We start from the raw sequence: 25,243 nt of genomic DNA on the forward strand, positions 1-25,243 counted from the left end.
GCACCCCTGCGCTCACGACACCCGGAGCACGATCTTCCCGAGCCGATGTCCCTCCTCAAGCGCCATGTACGCCTGGGCGGTCTCGGCCAGCGGCACCACACGCTCGACCCGCGGTACCAGCTTGCCGTCGTCGACCAGCCGGGTCAGCTCGTCGAGGCCGGCCCGGTCGGGCTCGACGACGAAGAACACGCCGCCCTCCTTCGAGGGGTCCGGCGGAGCCACGATGCTGACCAGCACACCGCCCGGGCGCAGCACCTGCCAGGAGCGGTCCTGGGTGTCGCCGCCGACGGTGTCGAGGACCAGGTCCATGTCCTTGACGTGCTCCTCGAAGCGTTCGGTGCGGTAGTCGATGACCTGCTCGGCACCCAGCTCGCGCACGAAGTCCGCGGCTCCGGCCGAGGCCGTCGCGGTGACGGAGGCGCCCAGGGCGGCCGCCAGCTGTACGGCGACGGAACCGACACCGCCCGCGCCGCCGTGCACCAGCACGCGGAAGCCGGGGCGCAGGCCACCGTGCCCGACCAGCCCCTGCCAGGCCGTCAGCCCGGCGAGCGGCAGGGCCGCCACATGGTCGTGGTCGAGGCTCGACGGCTTGGCGGCCAGCACGGCCGCGGGGACGGCGACGTACTCGGCGGCGGCCCCGTCCCTGGTGAAGGGGATCAGCCCGTACAGCTCGTCACCCACGTCCCAGTCGGTCACCCCCTGGCCCACCCGGGCAACGATCCCGGAGACCTCCTTGGAGGGGATGATCGGCGTGCGCGGGCTACCGCTGCCGTCGAAGCTGTCGGTCCAGGTCGCGTCCCACGCGAGCTCACCCAACGTGATCGACGCCGACCGCACGGCGAGCAGCACCTCCCCCGCGCCCGCTTCGGGACGCGGTACGACCTCGTACGTCAGCTGCTCCGGCCCGCCGCGACGGTGACCGCGTACCGCGTGCATCGTGCTCATGCCGACCTCCAGGCCTCCGGCTCCGAATCCCTACCTCCAGACTGCGGTGTGGGGGGTCATTCCGCATGAGTCATCCGGCTGCGGTCGCCAACACCGTCACCCGGTCGTGGTGGATCGGCGTCCCCGCACCGGTCAGCGGAACGCCCGACCCGCCCCGCCGGGCCGCGACGATCTCCGCCGCGATCGACAGGGCGGTCTCCTCGGGCGTACGGGCACCGAGGTCGAGGCCGATCGGGGAGCGAAGGCGCGCCAACTCGCCTTCGGTGACGCCGACTTCGCGCAGCCGGCGGTTGCGGTCCTCGTGGGTGCGGCGGGAGCCCATCGCACCGACGTACGCGACCGGCAGGCGCAGGGCCGTCTCCAGCAGGGGCACGTCGAACTTGGCGTCATGGGTGAGCACGCACAGGACGGTGCGGTGGTCGGTCCCGGTGCGCCGGAGGTAGCGGTGCGGCCAGTCGACGACGACCTCGTCCGCCTCCGGGAAACGGGCACCCGTGGCGAACACCGGCCGGGCGTCGCACACCGTCACGTGGTGGCCGAGGAACTTGCCCACCCGTACCAGCGCCGCCGCGAAGTCCACGGCACCAAAGACGATCATCCGGGGCGGCGGCACGCTCGACTCCACGAACAGCGTCACGCCGCCCGGGCAGCGCGCTCCGTCCTCGGAGATCTCCACGGTGCCGGTACGGCCCGCGTCCAGCATCGCGCGGGCCTCCGCGGCTGCGGTCCCGTCCAGTTCCGGGTGCACGTCGAGGCCACCTTCGTACGATCCGTCGGTGTGGACGAGCAGCGCGCTGCCCCGTAGTCCGACGGGGCCCCGGGCCACCCGGGCGAGGGCCACCGCCTCTCCCCGGGCGGCGGCCGACAACCATGCCGCGAACACCGAGTCGTCCGTGCGTAGCGCCTCATCCGCGCGTACCGGCTCATGCGTACGTGTCGAGTCATCCGTACGTACGGGCGTGACCAGCACCTCGATCACCCCGCCGCACGTCAGGCCCACCGCGAACGCGTCCTCGTCGCTGTAGCCGAAGCGTTCGAGGACCGTCGTGCCGTCCTGGAGCGCCTGGACGCACAGGTCGTACACCGCCCCTTCGACACAGCCGCCGGATACCGAGCCGATGGCCGTGCCGTGGCTGTCGACGGCTAGGGCGGCGCCGGGTCCGCGCGGCGCGCTGCCGCCGACGCTCACGACGGTCGCGACGGCGAAGTCCCTGCCCTCCTCGACCCACCGGTTCAGCTCGTCGGCGATGTCAAGCACCCCGGGCTCCCTCAGTCCCCAGCAGGACGCGATCGGGCCGGATCGGCAGGTTCCGGTGGCGTACGCCGGTCGCGTGCCAGACGGCGTTGGCGATGGCCGCTGCGGCTCCCACCACCCCGATCTCGCCGATGCCCTTGATCCCGACCGGGTCGTCCGGGTCCGGGTCGTCCACCCAGTCCGCCTCGATGGCCGGTACGTCGGCGTTGGCGGCGAAGTGGTAGCCCGCGAGGTCGGCGCCGACGTGGCCGCCGGAGGCCTGGTCCCGGATCGCCTCCTCGTGCAGCGCCATGGACAGACCCCACGTCATCCCGCCGATGAACTGGCCGCGCGCGGTGAGCGGGTTGACGATCCGGCCCGCGGCGAAGATCCCGAGCATGCGCCGTACGCGGACCTCGCCGGTGGTGATGTCCACGGCGACCTCGGCGAACTGCGCCCCGAAGGTGTGCCGTTCCTTGTTCGTCAGCGCGCCGATGGCCTCCGCCGTGTTCGACCGTACGGTGATTCCCTCGGGCGGAATGCCGCCGCCCGGAACCAGTTTCTCGCGCAGTTCCCGGGCCGCCGCGATGATCGCCCAGGACCAGGAACGGGTGCCCATCGAGCCGCCGGCGATGATCGCCGGACCGAAGTCGCTGTCCGCGATCCGCATCCGGATGCGCTCCGGTGCCACCTCCAGCGCGTCGGCGGCGACCTGGGTCAGCGCGGTGCGCGCGCCGGTCCCGACGTCGCTGGCGGTGATCCGTACGGTGAAGGTGCCGTCCGCCTCCGCCGTCACGGCCGCCGTGGACGGAGCGGAGAGCGTGGGGAACGCGGCGGCGGCCGTGCCGGTGCCGATCAGTCGGCGCCCTTCGCGACGGATGCCGGGACGCGGGTCGCGGTCCGCCCAGCCGAACCTGCGGGCGCCCTCCTCGAAGCAGGCGAGGAGATTGCGGCTGCTGAACGGCAGTCCGGACAGTGGCCCCACGGCCGGTTCGTTGCGCACGCGCAGCGCGATCGGGTCGATGCCGCACTTCTCGGCGAGCTCGTCGAGCGCCGACTCCAGCGCGAACGAGCCCGGCGCCTCACCCGGGGCGCGCATCCAGGTCGGCGTCGGCACGTCGAGCCGTACCGCACGGTTGACGGTGTGGTGCGCGTCCGCGTCGTACACCGGACGCCCGTAATCGGCGCTGCGCTCGATGAATTCATACACGGTCGAGGTCAGGCACTCCGCCTGGTGGTCGAGCGCGCGCAGCCGCCCGTCGGCGTCGGCGCCGAGCCTGACGCGCTGCGCCGTGGGGCTTCGGTAGCCGACGAGCGAGAACATCTGACGGCGGGTCGTGACGACCCGGACCGGTCGGTGCAGAACCGTCGCCGCCATCACCGCGAGCACCAGGTGCGGGCGGGTTCCCTTGGATCCGAAGGCGCCGCCGATGTGTTCGGAGCGCACCCGCACCGAGCCCGGGTCGAGCGAGAACAGGTGCGCGAGCTCGTCCGCCACGAACCGGCTGCCCTGGTTGGAGTCCACCACTTCGAGCCGGCCGTCGTCCCAGCGCGCCGTCGCCGCGTGCGGCTCCATCGGGCTGTGGTGCTCTTCCGGTGTGGTGTACTCCGCGTCCACGACCACGGCGGACGCGGCGAGTTCGGCCTCCAGGTCGCCCTTTCCCTGCGCCGAGCCCTCAGGTGTGTACATCCCGGGGCGTCCGGCGAAGAACGCGACGTCGTGCGGCTCCTCGTCGTACGCGACCACGAGCGCCTCGGCCGCTTCCCTGGCCTGCTCGGGTGTTTCGGCGACGACCAGGGCCACCGGCCAGCCGGCGTACGGCACCTGGTCGTGCTGGAAGAGCTGAAGAACCGGGTCGGGAAGGCCGAACGGGTTCATGTAGTTCCCGTCGAGACGCGGGGCGTTCCCGTGGTGCAGGACCGTGAGGACACCGGGCATCCCGAGGACCGGGGCGTCCTCCACCGCGCGAACGCGGCCGCGTGCCACGGTGGACAACACCATCCAGCCGTGCGCGAGTTCGGGGTCGGGGACCTCTCCGGCGTAGCGCGCCGCTCCGGTGACCTTGGCGAGGCCCTCCACGCGGGTGTGCGCGGTGCCGACGGCCCTGGTCACGGCCGCGGTTGTGGTGCTCGTGGTCATCGGGCGGCCTCCTCGGCGAGTTCGGTGAGCACGGCCACGACGAGGTTGCGCATCAACGTCACCTTGTATCCGTTGTGGGGCAGGGGCTTCGCGGCCGCCAGTTCGGCGTCCGCGGCGGCCGCGAACGTCTCGGCGCTCGCCGGGCCGCCGGTCAGCACCCGCTCGGCCGCCCTGGCCCGCCACGGCCGGGACGCCACCGCCCCGAAGGCGAGCCGCACTTCGCGTACGACATCGTCCTGGACGTCGAGGGCGGCGGCGATCGAGCCGATCGCGAACGCGTACGAGGCGCGCTCGCGCACCTTCCGGTACCGCGAGTGGGCGGCCACCGGGGCCGACGGCAGCGTGACGCCGGTGATCAGCGCACCGGGCGGCAGCGCGGTCTCCAGATGCGGGGTGTCACCCACCGGCAGATAGAAGTCGGTGAGCGCCAACTCGCCCGGCCCGTCGGCCGTTTCGTACGAGACCACGGCGTCGAAGGCGGTGAGCGCGACCGCCATGTCCGAGGGGTGCGTGGCCACGCAGTGCGCGGAGGCGCCGAGGATCGCGTGGTTGTGATGCTCGCCCTCGATGGCGGGGCAACCACTGCCGGGGGCACGCTTGTTGCACGGTTTCGCCAGGTCGGTGAAGTAGCCGCAGCGGGTGCGCTGGAGCAGGTTCCCGCCGACCGTGGCCATGTTGCGCAGCTGACCCGAGGCGCCGGCCAGCACTGCCTGCGCCAACGCCGGGTAGTGGCGCCGCACTTCGGGATGGGCCGCCAGATCGCTGTTGGTGACGGTCGCACCGATGCGCAGACCGTCGCCGGGAGTGAACTGAATCCGGTTCAGGGGCAGTTCGCGTACGTCGATGAGCCGGGTCGGCCTCTCCACACCGGCCTTCATCAGGTCGACGAGGTTGGTGCCGCCGCCGAGGAAACGCGCGTCGGGGTCGTCGCCGAGCAGGGCGACCGCGCCGGAGACGTCGAGGACCCGCTCGTAGCCGAATTCCCTCATGCCGCAGCCCCCTTGGCGCCGATCCCGGCCTCGGCCGCCTCGGCCTCGGCCACTTGAGGCTCTGCCATGTCAGGCAACGCTCCTTGAGACTCCGCCACTTGGGCCTCCGCCGCCCGCGCCACCGCCTGGACGATCGACACATATGCGCCGCAGCGGCACAGGTTGCCGCTCATCCGCTCGCGGATCTCCTCGGCGGTGAGCGGTGGAGCGCCGGCTTCGGGCCGGACATCGGCGGTCACGGCACTCGGCCAGCCCGCCGCGTGCTCCTCGATCACACCGAGGGCCGAACAGATCTGCCCCGGCGTGCAGTAACCGCACTGGTACCCGTCGAGGTCGAGGAAGGCCTGCTGCACCGGATGCAGCCGCTCGCCGTCCGCCACGCCCTCGATGGTGGTGATCGCGCGTCCCTCGGCGGCGACCGCGAGCTGCAGACAGGACACCGCGCGGCGCCCGTCGAGGAGCACCGTGCAGGCGCCGCACTGTCCCTGGTCACAGCCCTTCTTGGTACCGGTCAGATCGAGTTGCTCGCGCAGCGCGTCGAGCAGGGTGGTGCGGTGGTCGACGGGAAGCGTGTACTTCTCGCCATTGATGTTCAGAGTGATGGCGCTGTACGTCGATGAGGGGGCTGGGGCCATGATCAGCCTTCTTTCGCGTTCGCGGTGCGCGTCGAAGTCGTGGGAGATCCATGTCGAATGGGAGGTCCAGGGCGGCTTGAAAAGCAGCCGGTGCGCGAGAATGCCGGTCGGCAATCGGATCCGGCCATGTGCACGGAGCTTGGCAGCCACTAGAGTGGACTCTAAACGGACACCTGTCCGCTATCAATGAACCTAACGGACCGCTGTCCGCTTAGCAAGGGCGGCCCGGCCGTCGTTCCGGAAGGAGGGCAAGTGGCCCCCGAGAAGGACGCCCCACTGCGCTCCGACGCGCAACGTAATCGCGAGCGCATTCTGGAAGTGGCGCTCGCTGAACTGACGTGCTCGGCGGACGCCCCGCTGAGTGCGATCGCGAAGAAGGCGGGCGTCGGCCAGGGGACCTTCTACCGCAACTTCCCCAACCGCGAGGCACTCGTCCTGGAGGTCTACCGCTACGAGGTGCAGCAGGTCGCCGACACCGCGGCCCAGCTGCTGGAAACCCACCCGCCGGACCAGGCCCTGCGGGAGTGGATGAACCGCCTCGCCCAGTACGCCATGGCCAAGGCCGGCCTGGCCGACGCGTTGCGCACGGCCACCACCACCAGCACTCCGCGCGGCACCCTGACCAGCATGGGTCACGGCCCGGTGTCCTCGGCCGTCGATCTCCTGCTCAAGGCGAACGAGGAGGCGGGCACCATCCGCCCGGGGGTGACCCCCGACGACTTCGTCCTGGCCATCGCCGGACTCTGGCAGATCGACCCGCACAGCGCCTGGCAACCGCGCGCCGCCCGCCTGCTGGACCTCGTGATGGACGGGCTGCGGGCGGGCGCGCCGGGACCGGTCGCAGCCGCCGGAGACGACTAAGGGGTATCCGGCGGAGACGGCCGAGGGGCATCCGCCGGGGATACGTCATCGGCGGACCAGCCGGGCATGCACGACGGCCGGCGAACCGACCAGCTCGGCGACCCGGTAGCCGTCGATCCCGTCCCCCAGATTGTCGAACAGGCGCTCACCCCTGCCGAGGAGTTCCGGAACGATGGCCAGGTGCAGCTCGTCGATCAGCCCGGCGCGCAGGTACTGCTGAATGGTCGCCGGTCCGCCACCGATGCGGACGTCCTTGCCCGCCGCCGCCTCGTACGCCCGCCCGAGCACCGTCTCGATGGGCTCGTCGGTGAAGTGGAACGTGGTCCCGCCCTCCATGGCCAGCGAGGGCCGCAGGTGATGCGTGTGCACGAACACGTCGTTGTGGTACGGCGGGTTGTCGCCCCACCACCCCTTCCACGACTCGTCCTGCCACGGTCCGCGCTGGGGCCCGAACATGTTCCGCCCCATGATGGTGGCGCCGATGTTCTCCTCGCTGCGTTCCACGTACTCGACGTCGATCCCCGTCTTGCCGTCGGCGCGGTCCCGCATCGCGGCGAACATCCATTCGTGCAGCCCCTCGAAGCCCTCGCCGAGCGGGTGCTCCAGCCGCTGCCGCGGACCTGCGGCGAAGCCGTCCAGCGAGACCGTGAGGTTGTGTACGCGCAGCTTGGGCATGGCCGTGCTCCTTGGGTTCGTCGTTTCCCGCTCTCACCCAGGCGTCGAACAGGACGCACCCGGATCGACAGCTTCTCCCGGAAATCTACGACGACCGGGGGAGAGCACGGGCGTTTCCGCACCGCGCTCTCCCCCGGTTGCTCCGCCCCTGATTCATGGGGCGGAAATATGGGCGGAGTCGGCAGGCCTGGGCTAGGCGCCGCTGGCGTCGAGCATGTCCTCGCGCTCGACGATCTTGACGCGCTCACGGCCCTGCGGTTCGCCGAGGGCCTTCTCCGCGGCGTCCAGGCGGTGCCAGCCCTCCCACGTGGTGAAGCGGACGTCGCGCTCGCCGAGGAACGCGTCCACGGCCTCCGGGGCGGGCGAAGTGGGCGCGTGCAGACGGCCGTTCGCGTGGTCGTCCAGGAGGCTGGCGACCGTCTCGTTGGCGTCGCCCTTGGTGTGGCCGATCAGACCCACGGGGCCGCGCCGGATCCAGCCGGTGACGTACGTCGACTGAAGGTGCTCGCCCGTCTCCTCGATGACCCGGCCGGCCTGGTCCGGGACGGTGCCCGACTCGACGTCCCAGGGCAGCTTGGGGAGGCTGTCGGACAGGTAACCCACGGCGCGGTAGACCGCGGTGACGTCCCAGTCCTTGAACTCGCCGGTGCCCTTGACGTTGCCCGTGCCGTCCAGAGCCGTGCGCTCGGTGCGCAGGCCGACGACCTTGCCGTCCTCACCGACGATCTCGGACGGCGACTCGAAGAAGTGCAGGAACAGCTTGTGCGGGCGGTCGCCGACGTCGCGGATGGCCCAGTTCTCCAGGGTCTTGGCGACCATGTCGGCCTGCTTGTTGCCCCGGCGGGTCGCGATCGAGCCCTCGTCGTAGTCGATGTCCTCGGGGTCGACGATGACCTCGATGTTCGGGGAGTGGTCCAGCTCCCGCAGCTCCATCGGGCTGAACTTCGCCTGCGCCGGACCACGGCGGCCGAAGACATGGACCTCCAGGGCCTTGTTGGCCTTGAGACCGTCGTAGACGTTCGGCGGGATCTCGGTCGACAGCAGCTCGTCCGCGGTCTTGGCCAGGACGCGCGCCACGTCGAGTGCGACATTGCCGACGCCGAGGACGGCGACCTTCTCCGCCTCCAGCGGCCAGGTGCGCGGCACATCCGGGTGCCCGTCGTACCAGGAGACGAAGTCCGCCGCGCCGTACGAGCCGTCGAGGTCGATGCCGGGTATGTCGAGCGCCCGGTCGGCCGTCGCCCCGGTGGAGAAGATCACCGCGTCGTAGAAGGCGCGCAGATCGTCCAGGTTGATGTCGCGGGGGTAGTCGACATTGCCGAAGAGGCGGATCTGCGGCTTGTCGAGCACCTGGTGCAGGGCCGTGACGATGCCCTTGATCCGGGGGTGGTCGGGGGCGACGCCGTAGCGGATCAGTCCGAAGGGGGCCGGCATCCGCTCGAAGAGGTCGATGGACACGCCTGGCTCGACGGCCACTGCGGACTTCAGCAACGCGTCGGCGGCGTAGATCCCGGCGGGGCCGGCTCCGACAATGGCTACCCGCAGGGGGCGAGGCATGATCAGGTTCCCTTCGAGCGATGATCAGGAGTACTCGCCGGGAAGCCTAAACTAAGGCAATCCTAAGTCAGTAGCCGGGCTGGATCTATGACCTCATAAGGCTGGCTTATGAGGTCTCATGAGGTCGACCCATGAGGCCACGCGTGCGCGACGTCGCTCCTCACACACCGTCCGCGGCCGCTGTGTGATGCACGTAACCGCTGTTGATCATCTCGCGTGACGTGCACGTAATGGGCATTTCGTACGGTCGGGTGGACGCATCCAGTGACGAGAGGGATCGCCCGTGACCACGACCGCGACGCAGGTGCGCACGGTCTGCTCGTACTGCGGTGTCGGCTGCGGCATGGTGCTCGACATCGGTATGGGGCCCGATGGGCGGCGTACGGTCCTCAAGGCGTCCGGCGACAAGGCGCATCCCGCGAACTTCGGCCGGCTGTGCACCAAGGGCGCCACCACGGCGGAGATGCTGGCCGCCCCGGGACGGCTGACCACGGCGCTCGTACGGGAGCGGCGTGAGGAGGAGCCTGCGCCCGTCGGCGTGGACGCCGCGATCAGGGAGACGGCGCGGCGGCTGCGGGCGGTCGTCGACGAGCACGGTCCGGACGCGCTCGCGATCTATGTGTCCGGGCAGATGAGCCTTGAGGCGCAGTATCTGGCGAACAAGCTGGCCAAGGGCTTCGTGCGCACCCACCAGATCGAGTCGAACTCGCGGCTGTGCATGGCCAGCGCGGGCACCGGCTACAAACTCTCGCTCGGCGCGGACGGCCCGCCCGGCTCGTACCAGGATTTCGAACGCGCGGACGTCTTCTTCGTCATCGGCTCCAACATGGCCGACTGTCACCCCATCCTCTTCCTGCGGATGATGGACCGGGTCAAGAAGGCCGGGGCCAAACTGATCGTCGTCGACCCGCGGCGCAGCGCCACCGCCGACAAGGCCGATCTGTTCCTGCAGATCCGGCCCGGCACCGACCTGGCGCTCCTCAACGGCCTGCTGCGTCTGCTGTACGAGAACGGGCACACGGACGCGGAGTTCATCGCCGCGCACACCGAGGGCTGGGAGGCGCTGCCGGAGTTCCTCGCCGACTACCCGCCGGACACGGTCAGCGAGATCACCGGCATCCCGGAGAAGGACATCCGCGAGGCGGCACGGCTCATCGGCGAGGCCGGGGAGTGGATGAGCTGCTGGACCATGGGCCTGAACCAGTCCACCCACGGCACGTGGAACACCAACGCCCTGGTCAACCTCCATCTGGCCACCGGCGCGATCTGCCGCCCGGGCAGCGGCCCGTTCTCCCTGACCGGCCAGCCCAACGCCATGGGCGGCCGCGAGATGGGCTACATGGGACCGGGTCTCCCCGGCCAGCGCTCGGTGCTGGTGGACGAGGAGCGGGCGTTCACCGAGGAGTTGTGGGGGCTGCCTCCGGGCTCGATCCGGGGGGACGGCGTCGGCCAGGGCACGGTGGAGATGTTCCAGCGGATGACCGACGGCCACATCAAAGCCTGCTGGATCATCTGCACCAACCCCGTCGCCTCGGTCGCCAACCGCAAGACCGTGATCGAAGGCCTGGAGGCGGCCGAATTCGTCGTCACCCAGGACGTGTTCGCCGACACGGAGACCAACGCATACGCCGACGTGATCCTGCCCGGCGCGCTGTGGACCGAGACCGAGGGCGTCCTGATCAACAGCGAGCGCAACCTCACCCTCGCCCGGCCCGCGGTGGAGCCGCCCGGCGAAGCCATGGCGGACTGGCGGATCATCGCGGCCGTCGCACGCGAGATGGGCTACGAGAAGGGGTTCTCCTACGACAGTGCGGAGGAGGTCTTCGAGGAGATCAAGCGCGCCTGGAACCCGAAGACGGGCTACGACCTGCGCGGGGTGTCCTACGAGCGGCTGCGCTCCACCTCCGTGCAGTGGCCCGCGGCGTCCGACGACGGGCCCGACCGCAATCCGATCAGGTACGTCGCCGAGGACGGCCGCCTGTCCTTTCCCACGCCGAGCGGCCGAGCCGTCTTCCACGCCCGCCCGCATCTTCCGGCGGCCGAGATGCCGGACGACGACTACCCGTTCGTACTGAACACCGGGCGGGTGCAGCATCAGTGGCACACCCTCACGAAGACGGGCAAGGTCGCCAAGCTCAACAAGCTGAACCCGGGCCCGTTCGTGGAACTGCACCCTGACGACGCCCAGGCGCTGGACATCCGCGACGGTGACTCGGTGGAGGTCGCCTCCCGGCGCGGCCGGGCCGTGCTGCCCGCGGTGGTGACGGACCGGGTCCGGCCGGGAAACTGTTTCGCGCCGTTCCACTGGAACGACCTGTTCGGCGAGTATCTGAGCGTCAACGCCGTGACCAGCGATGCCGTCGACCCGCTCTCCTTCCAGCCCGAGTTCAAGGTGTGCGCGGTGTCGCTGGCGAAGGTGGCCGCGCGGGCTGCCGTGCCGGCCGAGGTGCCCGCGCGGGCCGACGTACCCGTCCCGGCCATGGCCCGGACGACCGCACCCGGAGACGCGGTGCCGAGCGCTGCGGCCACCGCCCTCGGTCTGGACCCCGCCCCGCCGCCGCCCGCGCTGAGCGAGACCGAGCGCACCTATCTGGTCGGATTCCTCGCCGGTATCGACGCGGGCGCCCCCGGCGTGCCGGTGCTCCCGCCGACGGCGCCGTTCAGCCCCGGCCACGCGCTGTGGGTCAACGGCGTGCTGGCCGGCATGTACTCCCGCGCCGTGCCCGCCGCGGTCTCCGTGCCGCGAACGTCCGTCCCCGAGGGACGCGAGATCGTCGTCCTGTGGGCGTCGCAGACCGGCAACGCCGAGGAGTTCGCGGCGGCCACCGCCGAGCGGCTCGCCTCGGCCGGACACCGGGCCAGCCTCGTCGGCATGGACGACGCCGATCTCGCCGCGCTGCCGCCTGCCGCCGGGCTGCTCCTGATCACCAGCACCTTCGGCGACGGTGACGCCCCCGACAACGGCTCCTCCTTCTGGGACTCCCTGGCCTCGCACGACACCCCGAGCCTTGCCGGCAGGCAGTACGCGGTCCTCGCCTTCGGTGACTCCTCCTACGACGACTTCTGCGGGCACGGCCGCCGTCTGGACCAGCGCCTGGACGAGCTGGGCGCGGTGCGTCTGGCGCCCCGCACGGACTGCGAACCGGACTACGAGCCTTCGGCGCGGGCCTGGCTGGACCAGGTCCTCACCGCGCTGACCCCCGCCCCTGTGGCGGCGCCGGCACTCGCCCCGGCGCCCTCCCGGAGTGCACGGAAGCCCGCCCCGGTCACCGCACGCCTCACCGGCAACAGGCTGCTGAGCCGGCCGGGGGCGGGCAAAGAAGTACGGCGCTTCACCTTCGACACCAGCGACAGCGACGTACCGCTGGCGTACGAGGCCGGTGACGCACTCGGCATACGTCCCCTCAACCACCCCGAGCTGGTCGGCGAGTGGCTGGCCGTCACCGGGCTCGACCCGGCCGCCACCGTGGAGGTCGCGGGCGTCGGTGAAGTCGCCCTGCGCCAAGCCCTGCGCGAGCACCTGGACATCACCCGCGTCACCCCCGACGTGCTGCGCTTCATCAGCGAACGCGTCCATGACCCGCGCGAGTTGAAGAAGCTGCTGCGTCCCGACAACAAGGACGAACTCGCGAAGTGGTGCTGGGGCCGGCAGACCGTCGACGTCCTCACCGAGCTTCCGGTGCGGGCCACCGCGCAGGAATGGACGGACGCGCTCAAGCGACTGCAACCGCGGCTGTACTCCATCTCGTCCAGCCCGCTCAGCGATCCCCGCCTGGTCTCGCTGACGGTGTCCGTCGTCCGCTGGGAGAACCTGCACGGCCGCCTCCGTCAGGGCGTGTGCTCCCCGTTCCTCGCGGACGCCGAACCGGACAGTCCGGTACCGGTCTTCGTCCAGCGGTCCCCGCACTTCCGGCCGCCCACCGACCCCGCCACTCCGATGGTGATGGTCGGCCCCGGCACCGGGGTCGCCCCCTTCATGGGCTTCCTCGACGAGCGACGCGCGCTCGGCCACCCCGCCCCCAACTGGCTGTTCTTCGGTGAACAGCACCGCGCCACCGACCACTACTACGAGGACGAACTCGCCGCCCATCTCACCGACGGCACCCTCGCGCGCCTGGACACGGCCTTCTCCCGCGACCGGCGCACCAAGGTGTACGTCCAGGACCGTATGCGCGAGCACGGCCCCCAACTGTGGTCCTGGCTCCAGGACGGCGCCCACTTCTACGTCTGCGGTGACGCCTCCCGTATGGCCAAGGACGTCGACCGGGCGCTGCGCGACATCGCCGTCGTGCACGGCGGTCTGGACGAGGACGGCGCCGCCGCGTTCGTCAAGCAGCTCGCGGCCGACAAACGCTACGTCCGCGATGTCTACTGAGGCAGCCAGTACGACGAAGGTCACAAATACATATCGGACACTTCGCGCTTCAATCTTCACGTGAGCCACACAAATTGGCTAGGTTGGCGACAGGCAACACGACTCTCTCCGGCGAACCTCGCCGGGTCGCGCGGCCTCCGCCGAGTTCGGTGCGCCTCCGTGGCAGCCGGAGCCGGGGACCCAACCGAAACTTGGGGTGAATCGGCCCAACTGCCCAGCAGGGCAAGGGCCGTAGGGCATACCTTCCGGAACCGTCCGCCCGAACCCGACAGCTAACTCGGTAGGCGGAACACGGAAGGAGCGCGTCTCCCATGGCGCCGGAACAAGCCACATCCCGCGCGGCAGACGGGCCTAGCCAAGAAGAGGTCCGGCAGCGGATCAGCGCCCTCTACGACCAGGCCGAGACCGCCACCGGTAATTACAACGCGACCCGCGCGACGTCCGCAGGGACGCGGGGGCGCGTCAACCCGGCGGCCGACAACGGGCGCAGGCGCACCGATCCCGCCGTCGACGACGTGACCAGGCAGTGGTTCGACGTGGCGCGCACGCGGCTGGGTCCCACCGTGCCCGCCAGGCTCCCGGCCGACAGAATGCCGGCCCGCCCGGCGGAACGCCCGCAGAACGCACTCACCGACCGTGCACAGCCGGCGGCCGGCCGACCCGTCCCGGAACTGACCGCCGGTCCCGTCGCGGAACTGACCGCCGGTCCCGCCGCCGGGAGGGCCGCCGGTCCCGTGGCGGAGTTGACCGCCAGGGCCGTCGCCGCGCTGCCGGCCGCACCGGAGACACGGCAGGAAGCCACCAAGGCCCTGCCCGCAGCGGCCATCGAGCCCCGGCAGCCCTCGCTGAAGACCTCCAAGGAACAGATCCAGCAGAAGCTCGCCAAGGCCCGCGACCTGCTCACCCAGCACACCGCCGCACAGCGGAGCACGCCCTTGGCCGCGATCGCCTCCCGACCGGCCGAGGACGCGTGGCCCACCGCCGGGGCATGGGCCGACCGCCAGGCCCAGGAGGGGTGGCAGACACCGCAATCGGCCGCCCTCAGCACAGACACCTCCCTCGCCGGGGGCATGCTGCTCGACACGAGCATGCCGTTCGGCGCGGACAGCGCATCGGACTCCGAGTACGGCAGGAAGGCCGCCAAGGCGCTGGCCTTCGCCCGTGAACAGATCGGCAGACCGTGTGTCTGGGGCGCCACCGGACCGGGCTCGTACGACTGCTCCAGCCTGACCCAAGCCGCCTGGAAGACCGCCGGGGTCGCACTCCCGCGCACCGCGTACGAGCAGGCGGTCACCGGCACGGCGATCCCCTTCGCCAGTATCCGGCCCGGCGACCTGATCTTCTTCTACGGCGACGCCGGCCACGTCGGCCTCTTCATCGGCGACGGCATGATGATCCATGCCCCGAGCCAGGGGGGCTACCTTCGCGAGGAGTCGATCTTCTTCGCCGGCGAGTCGGCGATCCACGGCGCGACACGGCCCGCCTGAAGCCCGGCAGGGGGGCAGCGGGGTCGCGGGGTCGCGGGGTTCCACGGCCCTGGGGCCCGCTATCCCCCGAGGTCGAGGCGTCCTACATGGGCCACGTTCTCCCGGTCGTCGGCGTCCTCGCTGGCCTGGGCGGCGAACCACGCGTCAAGGATCTCCTTGAGCAGCGGCTCGGACGTCAGCCGCAGGCTGAGCGCCAGCACATTGGCGTCGTTCCAGCGGCGGGCGCCGTCCGCCGTGTACGCGTCCGTGCACAGGGCCGCTCGTACCCCTGGCACCTTGTTCGCGGCGATCGACGCGCCCGTGCCGGTCCAGCAGCACACGATCGCCTGGTCCGACGTCCCGGCGGCGACCTCCCGGGCCGCCGCCTCCGAGCACGCCGCCCACCGCGGGTCGTCCCCGGGGCGCAGCGCCCCATGCGTCCGCACCTCGTGGCCACGGCTGCACAGCTCCGCGACAAGGGAGCGGGCCACGGGTTCGTCCATGTCCGAGGAAACGGAGATCCGCATGTCTGGGAGACTACCCAGCGGTTGGGCTCGCGTCCTGCGAGTGGGCGACGGGGGCGCGTACGTCAGCGGGTGGTGAGCACCATCCGGAAGCGGGCCGTGCCGGAGAGCATCTTCTGATACGCCTCGTCGGCCTGGTCCAGCGGCACGGTCTCGACCGTCGGGCGGATGCCGTGCAGGGCGCTGAACGCCATGGTGTCCTGCACATCCTGCGCGGTGCCCGACGGGTGGCCGCGGACGACCTTGCCGCTCATGAGCAGCTGGAGCGGGCTGATCCCCAGTGGCTCGGGAGCCACCCCGATGACCACCAGCTCACCACGGTGCGACAGCCCGTCCATGGTCGCCGTGATGGCGTCGGAACTGCCGGCGGTGGCCAGCACGACCTTGACACCGCCGAGAGACTGCAGGGCGTCCGCGACGGCGGTGTCTCCCGTGCTGTCGATGTAGTGGTGAGCGCCGAGTTGCTTGGCGAAGTCGGCCTTGCCGGCTCCCCGGGCGATCGCAACCGTCTCGAAGCCCATGGCGACCGCGTACTGCACGCCCAGGTGGCCGAGTCCGCCGATGCCGAGTACGGCGACCCGATCGCCCGGCTGGGCGGAGCTGCGCCGCAGCCCGTTGAACGTGGTCACACCCGCGCAGGCCATGGGCCCCGCGTCGCTCGCCGTCAGCGCGTCGGGAATCCGGGCCAAGGCGTCGGCCGGCGCGATCACCGCCTCGGCGAAGCCCCCGTCATAGGCCCACCCGGGGACCTTGAGGTTCTCGCACACGATGAAGTCGCCCTGCCTGCAAGGCTCGCAGTAGCCGCAGCTGCCTCCGAACCAGCCCACCGCCACTCGATCTCCCACCCGCCAGCCTCGTTCTTGCGTGCCCTCGCCGAGCTCTTCGATGCTCCCGGCGATCTCATGCCCGGGAACCACCGGAAACCGGACGCCCGGCAGGCCGGCATTCACGAAGTAGGAGTCGCTGTGGCAGATCCCGCAGGCCTCCACAGCGATCCGTGCATGGCCGGGGCCCGGCCGCGGCACCTCACGCTCAGTGATCTCGAACGGCCCGCCGACGGCGGTCACCTGGGCAACTCGATAGGTAGTCATGTGTCTCTCCGGGACGAGTGCGACGGCCCCTCGAACCAGCAGACCAGCTCCGGGCCGATCGCGCGCGCCGGATGTCCCCCGCCCGCTCTGTCAATGCAGGATGTTGACGGCCCGGGCAACCACCAGGACCACGATCACCAGCGAGACCGAGGACTGCAGCATCATCAGCATCTTGGCCCAGCGCGACAGTGGCATCACGTCGGTCGGGCTGAAGGCGGTGGAGTTGGTGAACGACAGGTACAGGTAGTCCAGGAACGCCGGCTCCCAGTCCGGCGGGGCGGTGTCCGGGCTCTGCATCTGTACGAAGAGGAAGTCGGCGAACTGGTGGTGGCCGACGGCCCGTGCCATCGGTCCACCACGGTCCCACTCCCAGTACCAGAGGGCGAACACGATGACGTTCGTCAGCCAGATGCCGCCGCCGGTCAGCAGCAGCGGCCCTGCATCCTTCCCCTCGGTGCCGTTCACCAGGCCCGCCACCAATTGGTCCGCCGCCCAGCCGTTGGCCAGGCTGATCACGCAGATCAGGGCCAGGTCCAGCCACCGCAGCCACCGGGTCCGGGGTTCGACCCGCCGGGGGTTCGCGGCGATCAGGCCGGCCAGCAGCACCAGCTCCAGGACCGGCAGCGCCCAGTACGGATGGAGCGTGAGCCGGTGCGGCAGCATCAGCTGGAGGGCGACCGCCACCAGGATCACGGCGGTCACCGCCCAGCGCGACTCACCCCGCGTCGCCCGGCGCCACGCGGGTGCCACCTCGCGCTCGCGGCTCTCCAGCAGCCGCTCGATCCTGGCGAGGCGGCTCTCGGCGTCGTCCATACCGTCGGTCATGGCGACGATTGTCCCGGGGTCACATGTTGATCATGTGACCGGCCAGGCCGTGGATGGCCTCCTTGACCGCTTCGCCGAGTGTCGGGTGGCCGTGCACATTGCGCGCGACCTCGTGGACGGTCAGGTCCCACTGCTGGGCGAGGGTCAGCTCCGGGAGGAGCTCGGTGACCTCGGGGCCGATCAGGTGGGCACCGAGGAGCTCGCCGTACCGGGCGTCGCTGAGGATCTTGACGAAGCCCGCGGTGTCGCCCAGACCGTGCGACTTGCCGTTGGCGGTGAACGGGAACTTCGCCACCTTGACGTCGAAGCCCTTCTCACGGGCCTGCGCCTCGGTCCAGCCGAAGCTGGCGATCTGCGGCTGGCAGTAGGTCGCCCGCGGGATCATGACGTAGTCGAGCTCCATGGTCTCCGCGTCGGCGATCGTCTCGGCCGCCACGATGCCCATCGACTCGGCCGCGTGGGCGAGCATCAGCTTCGCCGTCACGTCACCGATGGCGTAGATGTGCGGGACGCTCGTGCGGCAGCGCCCGTCGATGTCGATCGCCCCGCGGTCGGTGAGCTTGACGCCGGTGTTCTCCAGGCCGTACCCCTGCACGCGCGGCTGGAAGCCGATCGCCTGGAGCACCTTGCCGGCCTGCAGCGTCTGCCGCTGGCCGCCCGTGGTCACCATGACCTTGACGGAATCGCCCGAGTCGTTGATCGCCTCGACCCGGGTGGAGGTCAGCACATTGATGCCGAGCCGCTTGTAACGGCGGGCCAGCTCCGCGGAGACCTCCTCGTCCTCCAGCGGGACGATGCGGTCGAGGAACTCGACGAGGGTGACGTCGACGCCGTAGTTGTGCAGGACGTACGCGAACTCGACGCCGATGGCACCCGCGCCCGCGATGATGATGCTCGCCGGGAGCGTGTCGGACAGGATCTGCTCCTCGTACGTCACCACGCGCTCGCTGAGCGAGGTGCCGGGCAGCAGCTTCGTGGTCGCGCCGGCGGCGATGATGCAGTTCCCGAACGTGACGGTTTCCTTGCCACCGTCGGCGAGGGCGACCTGGAGGGTGTGGTCGTCGCTGAAGGTGCCACGGCCGGTGTACTGGGTGATCTTGTTCTTCTTCATCAGGTAGTGGACGCCCTTGACGCGCCCGTCCGCCACCTTGCGACTGCGGGTGAAGGCCGCGCCGTAGTCGAAACTCACCTCGCCGTTCACCTGGATGCCGAAGGTCTTGGCCTCCTGGGTGAAGATATGTGCCAGCTCCGCGTTGCGCAGCAGCGCCTTCGACGGGATGCACCCCACGTTGAGGCACACCCCGCCCCAGTACTTCTCCTCGACGATCGCCGTGCTGAGGCCGAGCTGGGCCGCCCTGATCGCCGCGACATATCCACCCGGGCCGGCGCCCAGGACCACCACGTCAAAGTGTGCGCTCATGACGGTCAGCGTAGCCCTCCAGCCGTAAATGGCGATCTTGCAGGCCGGTCGCCGGAAGACCGGCCGGGGCAGCCGGGCGAGGCCCTCCCCTCTCCAGCGAACCCGTCCGATTGCGCCTGATTGCGCCTGATTATGGGACAATCCACCGTGTGCAACGAGAGGTAACTTTCGTGACCAGCAGTGACCATGGGACCGATGACGAGACCCTACGGCTCGACCGCGCAGGTCAGGCCGAGGCGTTCGACGCCATCGGCGACCGCTACCACGAGGCCTTCCCCCACAAGGAGGGCCAGATTTCCGCGGGCGAATGGCTGATCGCATCCCTCCCGGCGGGATCCCGCGTACTGGACCTCGGCTGCGGCACCGGAGTGCCGACCGCACGCCAGTTGACGGACGCGGGCTTCGAACTCGTGGGCGTCGATCTGTCCGGCGGGATGGTGAAACTCGCCCGGGAGTACGTCCCGAATGCCACGTTCCACCAGCTGGACCTCGCCGACCTGCGACCGGGCGGCCCTCGCGATCTGGGCCGCTTCGACGCCGTCGCGGCCTTCTTCTCGCTGCTGATGCTGCCGCGCGCAGAGATTCCCCTCGCACTGCGATCGATCCACCATCTGTTGGTTCCCGGCGGCCTGTTCGCCCTCTCGATGGTGGAAGCCGACGTGGACGACTTCGAGATCCCGTTCCTCGGACACACGATCCGGGTCTCCGGCTACGTGCTGGAGGACCTCCGCCATGTCCTCGAGACAGGAGGCTTCGAGATCGTCAAGGAGACCTCCTACACCTACGCCCCCCTGGTCGCCGACGTCCCGCCCGAGGAACAGATCTTCCTCTGCTGCAGGCGGCGTGACTGAGAACGCACGAGCCGGCACGGGCAGACCTGTGACACGACTGGATGGAACGAAAGGCGTGACGGAGCACCACGGGCACCCCTCCCCCGGCCGCCGTGGACGACAGGACGCGGTGACAGGCAGCACCGGGCCGCAGACCGACCGGCTTCGGTATCTCGACGTGGCGACTCGGCGGATCGCCCGCGGGATGGACCTGGACGAGACGCTCCGGGAATTGCGCCGGGCAGCCGTTCCCGCGTTCGCGGACGCCATCATCATCCATCTGCAGGATCCGTTGCCCGTCGGGGACGAGAAGTCGGCCGTGCCCGTCGCCCTGCATCTGCACAGCCTCGACAGCGCACCGGAGCTCGCGGACACCGAACGGACACGGACACCCGGGCTGAAGTCCCTTCCCCTGCGCTCGGATGTGGCCGCGCGCGTGCATCCGGTCACGGGCGGCCGCCTCGCGAGGCTGCTCCTGGCCGGGCGGCCGGCGTTCGGCGACACACCGGGGGTCGCGCCCGCGGTCGCGGAGCTGCTCGGGCCCGTGGCGCAGGCGCCGGGGTCACTGCCGCCGGGCCGCAGCCAGATCATCGCCCCGCTGCACGGCCGCCATCACGTCGTAGGCACCGTCGTGCTGCTGCGCCGGCCCGACCGGCTCGCCTTCACCGGTGACGACCTGCTCGTCGCCTCACAGCTCGCGACACACACCGCCATCGGCGTCCAGAAGGCGGTGATGTACGGACACGAGGCCTCCGTGGCGGACACGTTGCAGCACACCATGCTCCCGTCGTCACTGCCCGAGCCCACCGGCGTCCGGCTGGCCAGCCGATACCTGCCCGCCTCGAAGACCGCCCAGGTCGGCGGCGACTGGTACGACGCGATCCCCCTGTCCGGCAACCGCGTCGCGCTGATCGTCGGTGATGTCATGGGTCATTCCATGACCTCGGCCGCGATCATGGGCCAGCTGCGCACGATCGTGCAGACCCTCGCCGGGCTCGACCTGCCTCCGGACGAGGTCATGCACCACCTCGACGAGCAGGCCCAGCGCCTGGGCAGCGATCACATCGCGACCTGCCTCTACGCGATCTACGACCCGATCTCGCACCGGCTGCTCATGGCGAGCGCCGGCCATCCGCCCGCGGTCCTCCTGCACCCGGACGGCCACGCGGAGGTACTTCGCATCCCGCCGGGCGCACCGATCGGCGTCGGCGGCGTCGCCTTCGACTCCGTGGAGATGTCCGCGCCCACCGGAGCGACCCTGCTGCTGTACACCGACGGCCTCGTCGAGTCCCGCGACACCGACGTGGGAACAGGCATCGAGGCCCTGCGCACCCATCTCCAAGCCACCCCGCGCGGGCACGACGCCCCCTCACTGGAACTCCTGTGCGATCAGCTCCTGGGGACCATGGCCCCGGGCGCCCGGGACGACGACATCGCGCTGCTGACCGCCCGGTTCGAGGGCTTCCCTCCGGACAGCGTCGGATACTGGTACCTCGACCCCCACCCGCTGACCGCGGGACAGGCACGGCGCCTGACCCGCAGGGCGCTGCGCCGCTGGGGCCTGGAATCCTTGCTCGACTCGACGGAACTCCTGGTCAGCGAGGTCGTGACGAACGCCGTACGGTACGCCTCACGCCCCATCGCCTTGCGCCTGCTCCGCACCGACGTACTCCGCTGCGAGGTGACCGACGACTCGCCCCAGGTGCCCCGGATGCGGCGGGCCGCACCAGGCGACGAAGGCGGCCGCGGCCTGTTCCTCGTCGATCAACTCGCCCAGCGCTGGGGGGCGACGAGGCTGAGCACGGGCAAGGTCGTCTGGTTCGAGCAGCAGATCCCGAGGAATGGCGACACCTGAAGGAACCTGGGCGGTCCTGGACGTCTTGACGTTCGTCCCAGGAAGCTCAATCGCGCCTGAGTTGGCCCGTGCAGCGCAGGGGAAGCCGGGCGGTCACCCGAGTCTCGCCCTGCTCGGTGTGGGAGTTGAGCTCCCCTTCGAGTGTGGTGATCCGATCGGCCAGGTCAGCGAGGTCCGGCAGCTCGCCTTTCACCGTGACGTAGGCGGTCAGTTGGCCGTCGCGGCTGTCTACGGAGACCGTCGTCGGCCTGTTCTCGCTCATCCGGGCCGCCACCAGGTACACCGTGGATTCCAGGACGTCGGAGTAGCGCACGCGCGGGACGTCTTCGACGCGAAGGTCTCGGGTTTGGCCCAGTGCTTCGAGGGCGACGGCAAGGCCGGCCTCCTTCAGCAGGACAGGGTGAAGTCCGCGCGCCAGCCGTCTGAGCTCGGAGACGGCCTGTTCGAGCTCCGCCTCGGCCAGGTCCAGCCGGCGTGCCGGAGTCGTCGCGCGCATGCGCAGGAGCCGCAGCCCCAAGGCCAGGCTCACCAGGCGCTGCTGGGCGCCGTCGTGCAGGTCGCGCTCCAGGCGGCGCCGCTCCTCGTCGCCGGCGGTGACGATGCGGGCGCCCGAGGCGCGCAGGGCGGCGAGTTGGGCGAGGCTTTCCGCGTGGAGACGCTCGTGCTCCAGGGCCATCCGGGCGCCGGACAGGAGGTCCTCGATCGCGCCCGGGCTGTCCAGCAGGCCGGGACGGTGAACCAGGGTGGCGATGTGGGAGTCGCCGCGGCGGAGCGTGGTGGCAGTTCTGCCGTGCGGCGGAGGCAGGGCGACCGGGTTGGCCGCCGCGTCGACATGAAGGTCGCCGGCACCGACCGGGTAGGCGATCTGCAGGTCCGGGTCGCCGAGGCGTCCGGCGATCGCCTCGCGCAATCTGCTCGGGGTGGCCGTGCCACCCAGGTCGATCACCAGACGGGTCAGCTCGCGCTGCCTCAGTCCGGCGCGGACGACCTCCACGATCAACGAGGCCGCCAGCAGGGCCAGCGCCCCGGCCTGCACCTGCCACAGTTGGCCATCACGGGCGTCGGAGCCGAGGAAGCCGCGGTTCAGGCTGCGGATGTAGGAGACGGCCACGGCCGTGAAGTAACCGAGGGCGCACAGCATCGGCAGGCCTGTGGACCGCCGCGCGGCCGGACTCGAGGTGAGCAGGCGGAAGACGAGGAAGAGGATGAGCGCCAGGAGCCAGGCCGTGCCCGCCTGTACGCCCACCGATGCGATGCTCTGTGCGCGAGCCGAGGCGTCGGCGACTGCCCACCAGTTGCGCGGGCACTCCGAGCAGCCCTGCGTCTGAGGCCGGAAGTACGCGGCCGCGCCCACGCCTTGTACGCCCACAGTGATCGCGTAGCCTGCCACCGCGAGCGCGCGGGCGGGCCATGACCCGAGCCGGCCGCCGGGGTAGGCCAGCGCCATGTGGCCCACCACTGCCGGGCAGGCCGCGTTGAGGGCGAGACCGAGGGAGAACACGACCGACGAGGTCGTCCCCGGGTTGTCCCACTCCGGCAGGAACCAGGCGTATGCGGCGAGGAACAGCAGCAGTCCCGTTCGTCTGGCGGAAGTCCGCCGGCCGAAAGCGAGAGCGCCGATCAGCAGGGCCCAGCCGGCACCCAGCAGGGCGGTCAGGCCGTGCGATGTCGTGAGCGCCGTCGAAAAGCCCCGCTCCGCCCGCGCGATCACCACGGTGACGAGGCTGAGAGCAACTCCCACCCCGAACAGCAGCAGACGTATCGGCATCGGCATGTCTCCGGCAGGCGACTCGCTCTTCTGTCGGAACGATGGTCCCGGGACGGGCATTGTTTTGGCAGAGGGCTGTCCCTGATTCTGGCCGTGGCGTGTCACCGGGACAGCCCCGATGTCCCGCTCCGGGGACGTCCGTAGCGTCATGGGCATCGAAAGGGGAGGTGCCCCGTGAAACGGCGGAAACGAGGAACGTGGGCCGCTGCGGCGGCAGTTGTGGGGGCTCTGCTGGTCTCGGCAGGGTGCTCGGCCGCGTCGGCCGACAGGGCCGGAGGGCATGCCGACGCCGAGGCCACCGTGCTCACCCTCGCCAACCCGGGCGGATCCGTTGAGCCGCCGCAGTTGGTGGCCTGGGCCAAGCGTGTCGACCAGTTGTCCAAGGGGACGATCAGGATCAAGTTCCGGGACGAGTGGCGCGAAGGAGAGGCCCGGCCCGAGGTGGGGACACTCGACGACATCCGCAAGGGCAAGGCGGACATGGCCTGGGTGGGGGCCCGCTCGTTCGACCGGGTCGGCATCACGGACTTCCAGGCACTGTTGGCGCCGATGCTGGTGGACAGCTACGAGCTGGAGACGAAGGTGTTCGAGGCCGGCATTCCGGCGAAGATGCTCGGCGGAGTGCGCAAGGCCGGTGTCGTCGGCATCGGCGTGCTGCCGGGGCCGCTGACGCGGCTGGTGGGTACCCGCGAGCCCCTGGTGAACCCGGACGCTCTCAAAGGCAAGAAGATCGTCAGCCAGGATTCGGCCCTGATGGACGAGAGCCTACGGGCCCTGGGCGCGACTCCCGTCACGGCAGCGGCGAGCACGGACCTCAGTTCCTACGGCGGCGTTCAGATGCAGCTCGGAGCGGTCCTCGGCAGGCATCACGACCAGGATGCCAAGTACGTGACGGGCAATGTCGATCTGTGGCCGCGCCCCCTCGTGGTCGTCATGGGCAAGGCCGCCCACAGCAGGCTCTCCCCGCAGCAGCGGACCGTCCTCACCAAGGCGCTCCAGCAGACGGTCACACAGGCGGTGGATCTCTCCCGGGCCGAGGACCGGGAGACCGCGCCCACCCTGTGCAGGCTGGGAATGACGTTCCCGTCGGCGTCCTCCGCCGGTCTGAAAGCCATGGAGTCGGCCCTGAAGCCGGTCTACGCCAGGCTGCGCAAGGACACACGCACGAATGACTGGCTCGAACAGATCCAGTACCTCAAGGAGACGACCGGCGTGGGACCTGACACCGCCTCATGCCCCGCCAAGTCCACCACCGCCGGTCCGCTCGAAGGAACGTGGACACGCACGATGGCCGACGGGGACTGGCGGCACTGGCCGGGGGACGAGACCTGGACCGAGGGTCCGCCGAACGGCACGTGGACCCTGGCCTTCGAGAACGGAATCCTCACCAAGACCGACCCCAACGGCGAGACCGAGCGGTGGCCCTACCAGACGTTCCGCGACCGGATCCATCTCGCCGGGTTGTTCACGTTCAACGCCACGTTCCGCCTCGACGGCGACCAACTCACCTTCGGCACCTTCGACTTCGGCGACTGTACGGACTGCGGAGGCTACGCCGTGACATTCGGCGGCTCCAAGCAGCCCTGGGTCAAGACGGCGGCGGCCCGTTGAACGGGCTGCGCGGGGGCGAGGCGGCGCATCGGGGGCAGCCCTGATGCGCTGCCGCCGTCCGTGCTGTCACCATCGGGCTGTGGCCCCGACGCTTCTGATCGTGGACGATCACGCAGGCTTCCGTACCTTCGCCAGGGCGCTGTTGGAGGCGGAGGGGTTCGACGTGGTCGGGGAGGCCGCGGACGGCGCGTCGGCCGTTTTCGCGGCCGAGCGGCTGGACCCCCAGATCGTGCTGCTGGACATCGTGCTGCCGGACCTGGACGGGTTCGAGGTCTGCGCACGCCTGACCGAACGTGGAGGGGAACGGCCCGCGGTCATCCTCACCTCCAGCCGCGACGCCACGGTGTATGCGGACCGGCTGGGGCGCAGTGCGGCTCGCGGGTTCATCCCCAAGGACAGGCTGTCGCGCACCGCGCTCATGGCACTGGCGGGGTGAACACGC

19 protein-coding genes and 1 riboswitch are annotated in these 25,243 nt (G+C 70.5%); of the genes, 7 read left to right on the plus strand and 12 right to left on the minus strand.

Translation table 11 applies throughout. The features are described 5' to 3' along the window. Positions 1-12: 12 nt before the first annotated feature. The 5 genes from AB5J50_RS07330 to AB5J50_RS07350 form a co-directional block, all read right to left on the minus strand. A complete protein-coding gene (locus tag AB5J50_RS07330; protein ID WP_369256035.1) occupies positions 13-945 on the minus strand; it encodes an NADP-dependent oxidoreductase in 933 nt (310 codons plus the stop codon). A 70-nt stretch (positions 946-1,015) separates the two neighbouring features. After that, positions 1,016-2,203 carry an XdhC family protein gene (locus AB5J50_RS07335; protein WP_369256036.1) on the minus strand — a complete coding sequence of 396 codons (1,188 nt, stop codon included), beginning with the start codon at positions 2,201-2,203 and terminating at the stop codon, positions 1,016-1,018. Further along, positions 2,196-4,319, minus strand: coding sequence for a xanthine dehydrogenase family protein molybdopterin-binding subunit (locus AB5J50_RS07340; RefSeq protein ID WP_369256037.1), 2,124 nt, complete (start codon positions 4,317-4,319; stop codon positions 2,196-2,198). The genes AB5J50_RS07335 and AB5J50_RS07340 overlap by 8 nt, the downstream gene beginning before the upstream one ends. Beyond that, a complete protein-coding gene (locus AB5J50_RS07345) occupies positions 4,316-5,308 on the minus strand; it encodes a xanthine dehydrogenase family protein subunit M (RefSeq protein ID WP_369256038.1) in 993 nt (330 codons plus the stop codon). Before AB5J50_RS07345 ends, AB5J50_RS07340 begins: the two co-directional genes overlap by 4 nt. After that, complete coding sequence (locus AB5J50_RS07350; protein ID WP_369256040.1) at positions 5,305-5,943, minus strand: (2Fe-2S)-binding protein; 639 nt, start codon at positions 5,941-5,943, stop codon at positions 5,305-5,307. The genes AB5J50_RS07345 and AB5J50_RS07350 overlap by 4 nt, the downstream gene beginning before the upstream one ends. 252 nt (positions 5,944-6,195) lie before the next feature. Between AB5J50_RS07350 and AB5J50_RS07355 the strand changes: the two genes are divergently transcribed. Beyond that, a complete protein-coding gene (locus AB5J50_RS07355) occupies positions 6,196-6,804 on the plus strand; it encodes a TetR/AcrR family transcriptional regulator (RefSeq protein ID WP_369256042.1) in 609 nt (202 codons plus the stop codon). Positions 6,805-6,849: 45 nt separating this feature from the next. Here AB5J50_RS07355 and AB5J50_RS07360 read toward each other — a convergent pair whose 3' ends face one another. Both AB5J50_RS07360 and AB5J50_RS07365 read right to left on the minus strand, forming a co-directional pair. Further along, a complete protein-coding gene (locus AB5J50_RS07360; protein ID WP_369256044.1) occupies positions 6,850-7,479 on the minus strand; it encodes a dihydrofolate reductase family protein in 630 nt (209 codons plus the stop codon). Between the two features lie 192 nt (positions 7,480-7,671). After that, a complete protein-coding gene (locus AB5J50_RS07365) occupies positions 7,672-9,036 on the minus strand; it encodes an FAD-dependent oxidoreductase (RefSeq protein WP_369256046.1) in 1,365 nt (454 codons plus the stop codon). Positions 9,037-9,319: 283 nt separating this feature from the next. On the opposite strand from AB5J50_RS07365, the gene AB5J50_RS07370 reads away from it, so the two are divergent. Beyond that, on the plus strand, positions 9,320-13,411 hold the full coding sequence (locus AB5J50_RS07370; protein WP_369256048.1) for a molybdopterin-dependent oxidoreductase: 4,092 nt from the start codon (positions 9,320-9,322) through the stop codon (positions 13,409-13,411). A gap of 142 nt (positions 13,412-13,553) precedes the next feature. Beyond that, positions 13,554-13,714, plus strand: a riboswitch (cyclic di-AMP (ydaO/yuaA leader). 8 nt (positions 13,715-13,722) lie between these two features. Then, positions 13,723-14,898, plus strand: coding sequence for a C40 family peptidase (locus AB5J50_RS07375; RefSeq protein WP_369256050.1), 1,176 nt, complete (start codon positions 13,723-13,725; stop codon positions 14,896-14,898). A 59-nt stretch (positions 14,899-14,957) separates the two neighbouring features. Here the strand turns inward: AB5J50_RS07375 and AB5J50_RS07380 are convergent, their stop codons facing one another. From AB5J50_RS07380 to lpdA, 4 genes are all read right to left on the minus strand, one after another. Then, entirely contained in the window at positions 14,958-15,404 is a 447-nt protein-coding gene (locus AB5J50_RS07380) for an RpiB/LacA/LacB family sugar-phosphate isomerase (protein WP_369256052.1), read from the minus strand. 62 nt (positions 15,405-15,466) lie between these two features. Then, complete coding sequence (locus AB5J50_RS07385; RefSeq protein ID WP_369256054.1) at positions 15,467-16,492, minus strand: alcohol dehydrogenase; 1,026 nt, start codon at positions 16,490-16,492, stop codon at positions 15,467-15,469. Positions 16,493-16,582: 90 nt separating this feature from the next. Continuing rightward, complete coding sequence (locus AB5J50_RS07390; RefSeq protein WP_369256056.1) at positions 16,583-17,317, minus strand: hypothetical protein; 735 nt, start codon at positions 17,315-17,317, stop codon at positions 16,583-16,585. Positions 17,318-17,336: 19 nt separating this feature from the next. After that, positions 17,337-18,737, minus strand: coding sequence for a dihydrolipoyl dehydrogenase (gene lpdA / locus AB5J50_RS07395; RefSeq protein WP_369256058.1), 1,401 nt, complete (start codon positions 18,735-18,737; stop codon positions 17,337-17,339). Between the two features lie 170 nt (positions 18,738-18,907). Between lpdA and AB5J50_RS07400 the strand changes: the two genes are divergently transcribed. Together AB5J50_RS07400 and AB5J50_RS07405 are read left to right on the plus strand one after the other, a co-directional pair. Further along, on the plus strand, positions 18,908-19,588 hold the full coding sequence (locus AB5J50_RS07400; RefSeq protein WP_369256060.1) for a class I SAM-dependent methyltransferase: 681 nt from the start codon (positions 18,908-18,910) through the stop codon (positions 19,586-19,588). Between the two features lie 184 nt (positions 19,589-19,772). Beyond that, positions 19,773-21,422 carry a SpoIIE family protein phosphatase gene (locus AB5J50_RS07405; protein WP_369265328.1) on the plus strand — a complete coding sequence of 550 codons (1,650 nt, stop codon included), beginning with the start codon at positions 19,773-19,775 and terminating at the stop codon, positions 21,420-21,422. A gap of 46 nt (positions 21,423-21,468) precedes the next feature. Here AB5J50_RS07405 and AB5J50_RS07410 read toward each other — a convergent pair whose 3' ends face one another. Next, complete coding sequence (locus tag AB5J50_RS07410) at positions 21,469-23,190, minus strand: sensor histidine kinase (protein ID WP_369256062.1); 1,722 nt, start codon at positions 23,188-23,190, stop codon at positions 21,469-21,471. 174 nt (positions 23,191-23,364) lie between these two features. On the opposite strand from AB5J50_RS07410, the gene AB5J50_RS07415 reads away from it, so the two are divergent. Together AB5J50_RS07415 and AB5J50_RS07420 are read left to right on the plus strand one after the other, a co-directional pair. After that, on the plus strand, positions 23,365-24,801 hold the full coding sequence (locus AB5J50_RS07415; protein ID WP_369256064.1) for a TRAP transporter substrate-binding protein: 1,437 nt from the start codon (positions 23,365-23,367) through the stop codon (positions 24,799-24,801). A gap of 100 nt (positions 24,802-24,901) precedes the next feature. Next, complete coding sequence (locus AB5J50_RS07420; protein ID WP_327426830.1) at positions 24,902-25,237, plus strand: response regulator transcription factor; 336 nt, start codon at positions 24,902-24,904, stop codon at positions 25,235-25,237. Positions 25,238-25,243 lie beyond the last annotated feature (6 nt).

Origin of the sequence: Streptomyces sp. R35, assembly GCF_041053035.1 — a bacterium.
Taxonomy (GTDB): domain Bacteria; phylum Actinomycetota; class Actinomycetes; order Streptomycetales; family Streptomycetaceae; genus Streptomyces; species Streptomyces lutosisoli.

What these genes read in the sequence shown, in the direction of transcription:
- AB5J50_RS07330 (WP_369256035.1), bottom strand. Translation starts at nt 945, where the DNA reads ATGAGCACGATGCACGCGGTACGCGGTCACCGTCGCGGCGGGCCGGAG.
- AB5J50_RS07340 (WP_369256037.1), bottom strand. Translation starts at nt 4,319, where the DNA reads ATGACCACGAGCACCACAACCGCGGCCGTGACCAGGGCCGTCGGCACC.
- AB5J50_RS07345 (WP_369256038.1), bottom strand. Translation starts at nt 5,308, where the DNA reads ATGAGGGAATTCGGCTACGAGCGGGTCCTCGACGTCTCCGGCGCGGTC.
- AB5J50_RS07350 (WP_369256040.1), bottom strand. Translation starts at nt 5,943, where the DNA reads ATGGCCCCAGCCCCCTCATCGACGTACAGCGCCATCACTCTGAACATC.
- AB5J50_RS07360 (WP_369256044.1), bottom strand. Translation starts at nt 7,479, where the DNA reads ATGCCCAAGCTGCGCGTACACAACCTCACGGTCTCGCTGGACGGCTTC.
- AB5J50_RS07365 (WP_369256046.1), bottom strand. Translation starts at nt 9,036, where the DNA reads ATGCCTCGCCCCCTGCGGGTAGCCATTGTCGGAGCCGGCCCCGCCGGG.
- AB5J50_RS07375 (WP_369256050.1), top strand. Translation starts at nt 13,723, where the DNA reads ATGGCGCCGGAACAAGCCACATCCCGCGCGGCAGACGGGCCTAGCCAA.
- AB5J50_RS07380 (WP_369256052.1), bottom strand. Translation starts at nt 15,404, where the DNA reads ATGCGGATCTCCGTTTCCTCGGACATGGACGAACCCGTGGCCCGCTCC.
- AB5J50_RS07385 (WP_369256054.1), bottom strand. Translation starts at nt 16,492, where the DNA reads ATGACTACCTATCGAGTTGCCCAGGTGACCGCCGTCGGCGGGCCGTTC.
- AB5J50_RS07390 (WP_369256056.1), bottom strand. Translation starts at nt 17,317, where the DNA reads ATGACCGACGGTATGGACGACGCCGAGAGCCGCCTCGCCAGGATCGAG.
- lpdA (WP_369256058.1), bottom strand. Translation starts at nt 18,737, where the DNA reads ATGAGCGCACACTTTGACGTGGTGGTCCTGGGCGCCGGCCCGGGTGGA.
- AB5J50_RS07405 (WP_369265328.1), top strand. Translation starts at nt 19,773, where the DNA reads ATGGACCTGGACGAGACGCTCCGGGAATTGCGCCGGGCAGCCGTTCCC.
- AB5J50_RS07410 (WP_369256062.1), bottom strand. Translation starts at nt 23,190, where the DNA reads ATGCCGATACGTCTGCTGCTGTTCGGGGTGGGAGTTGCTCTCAGCCTC.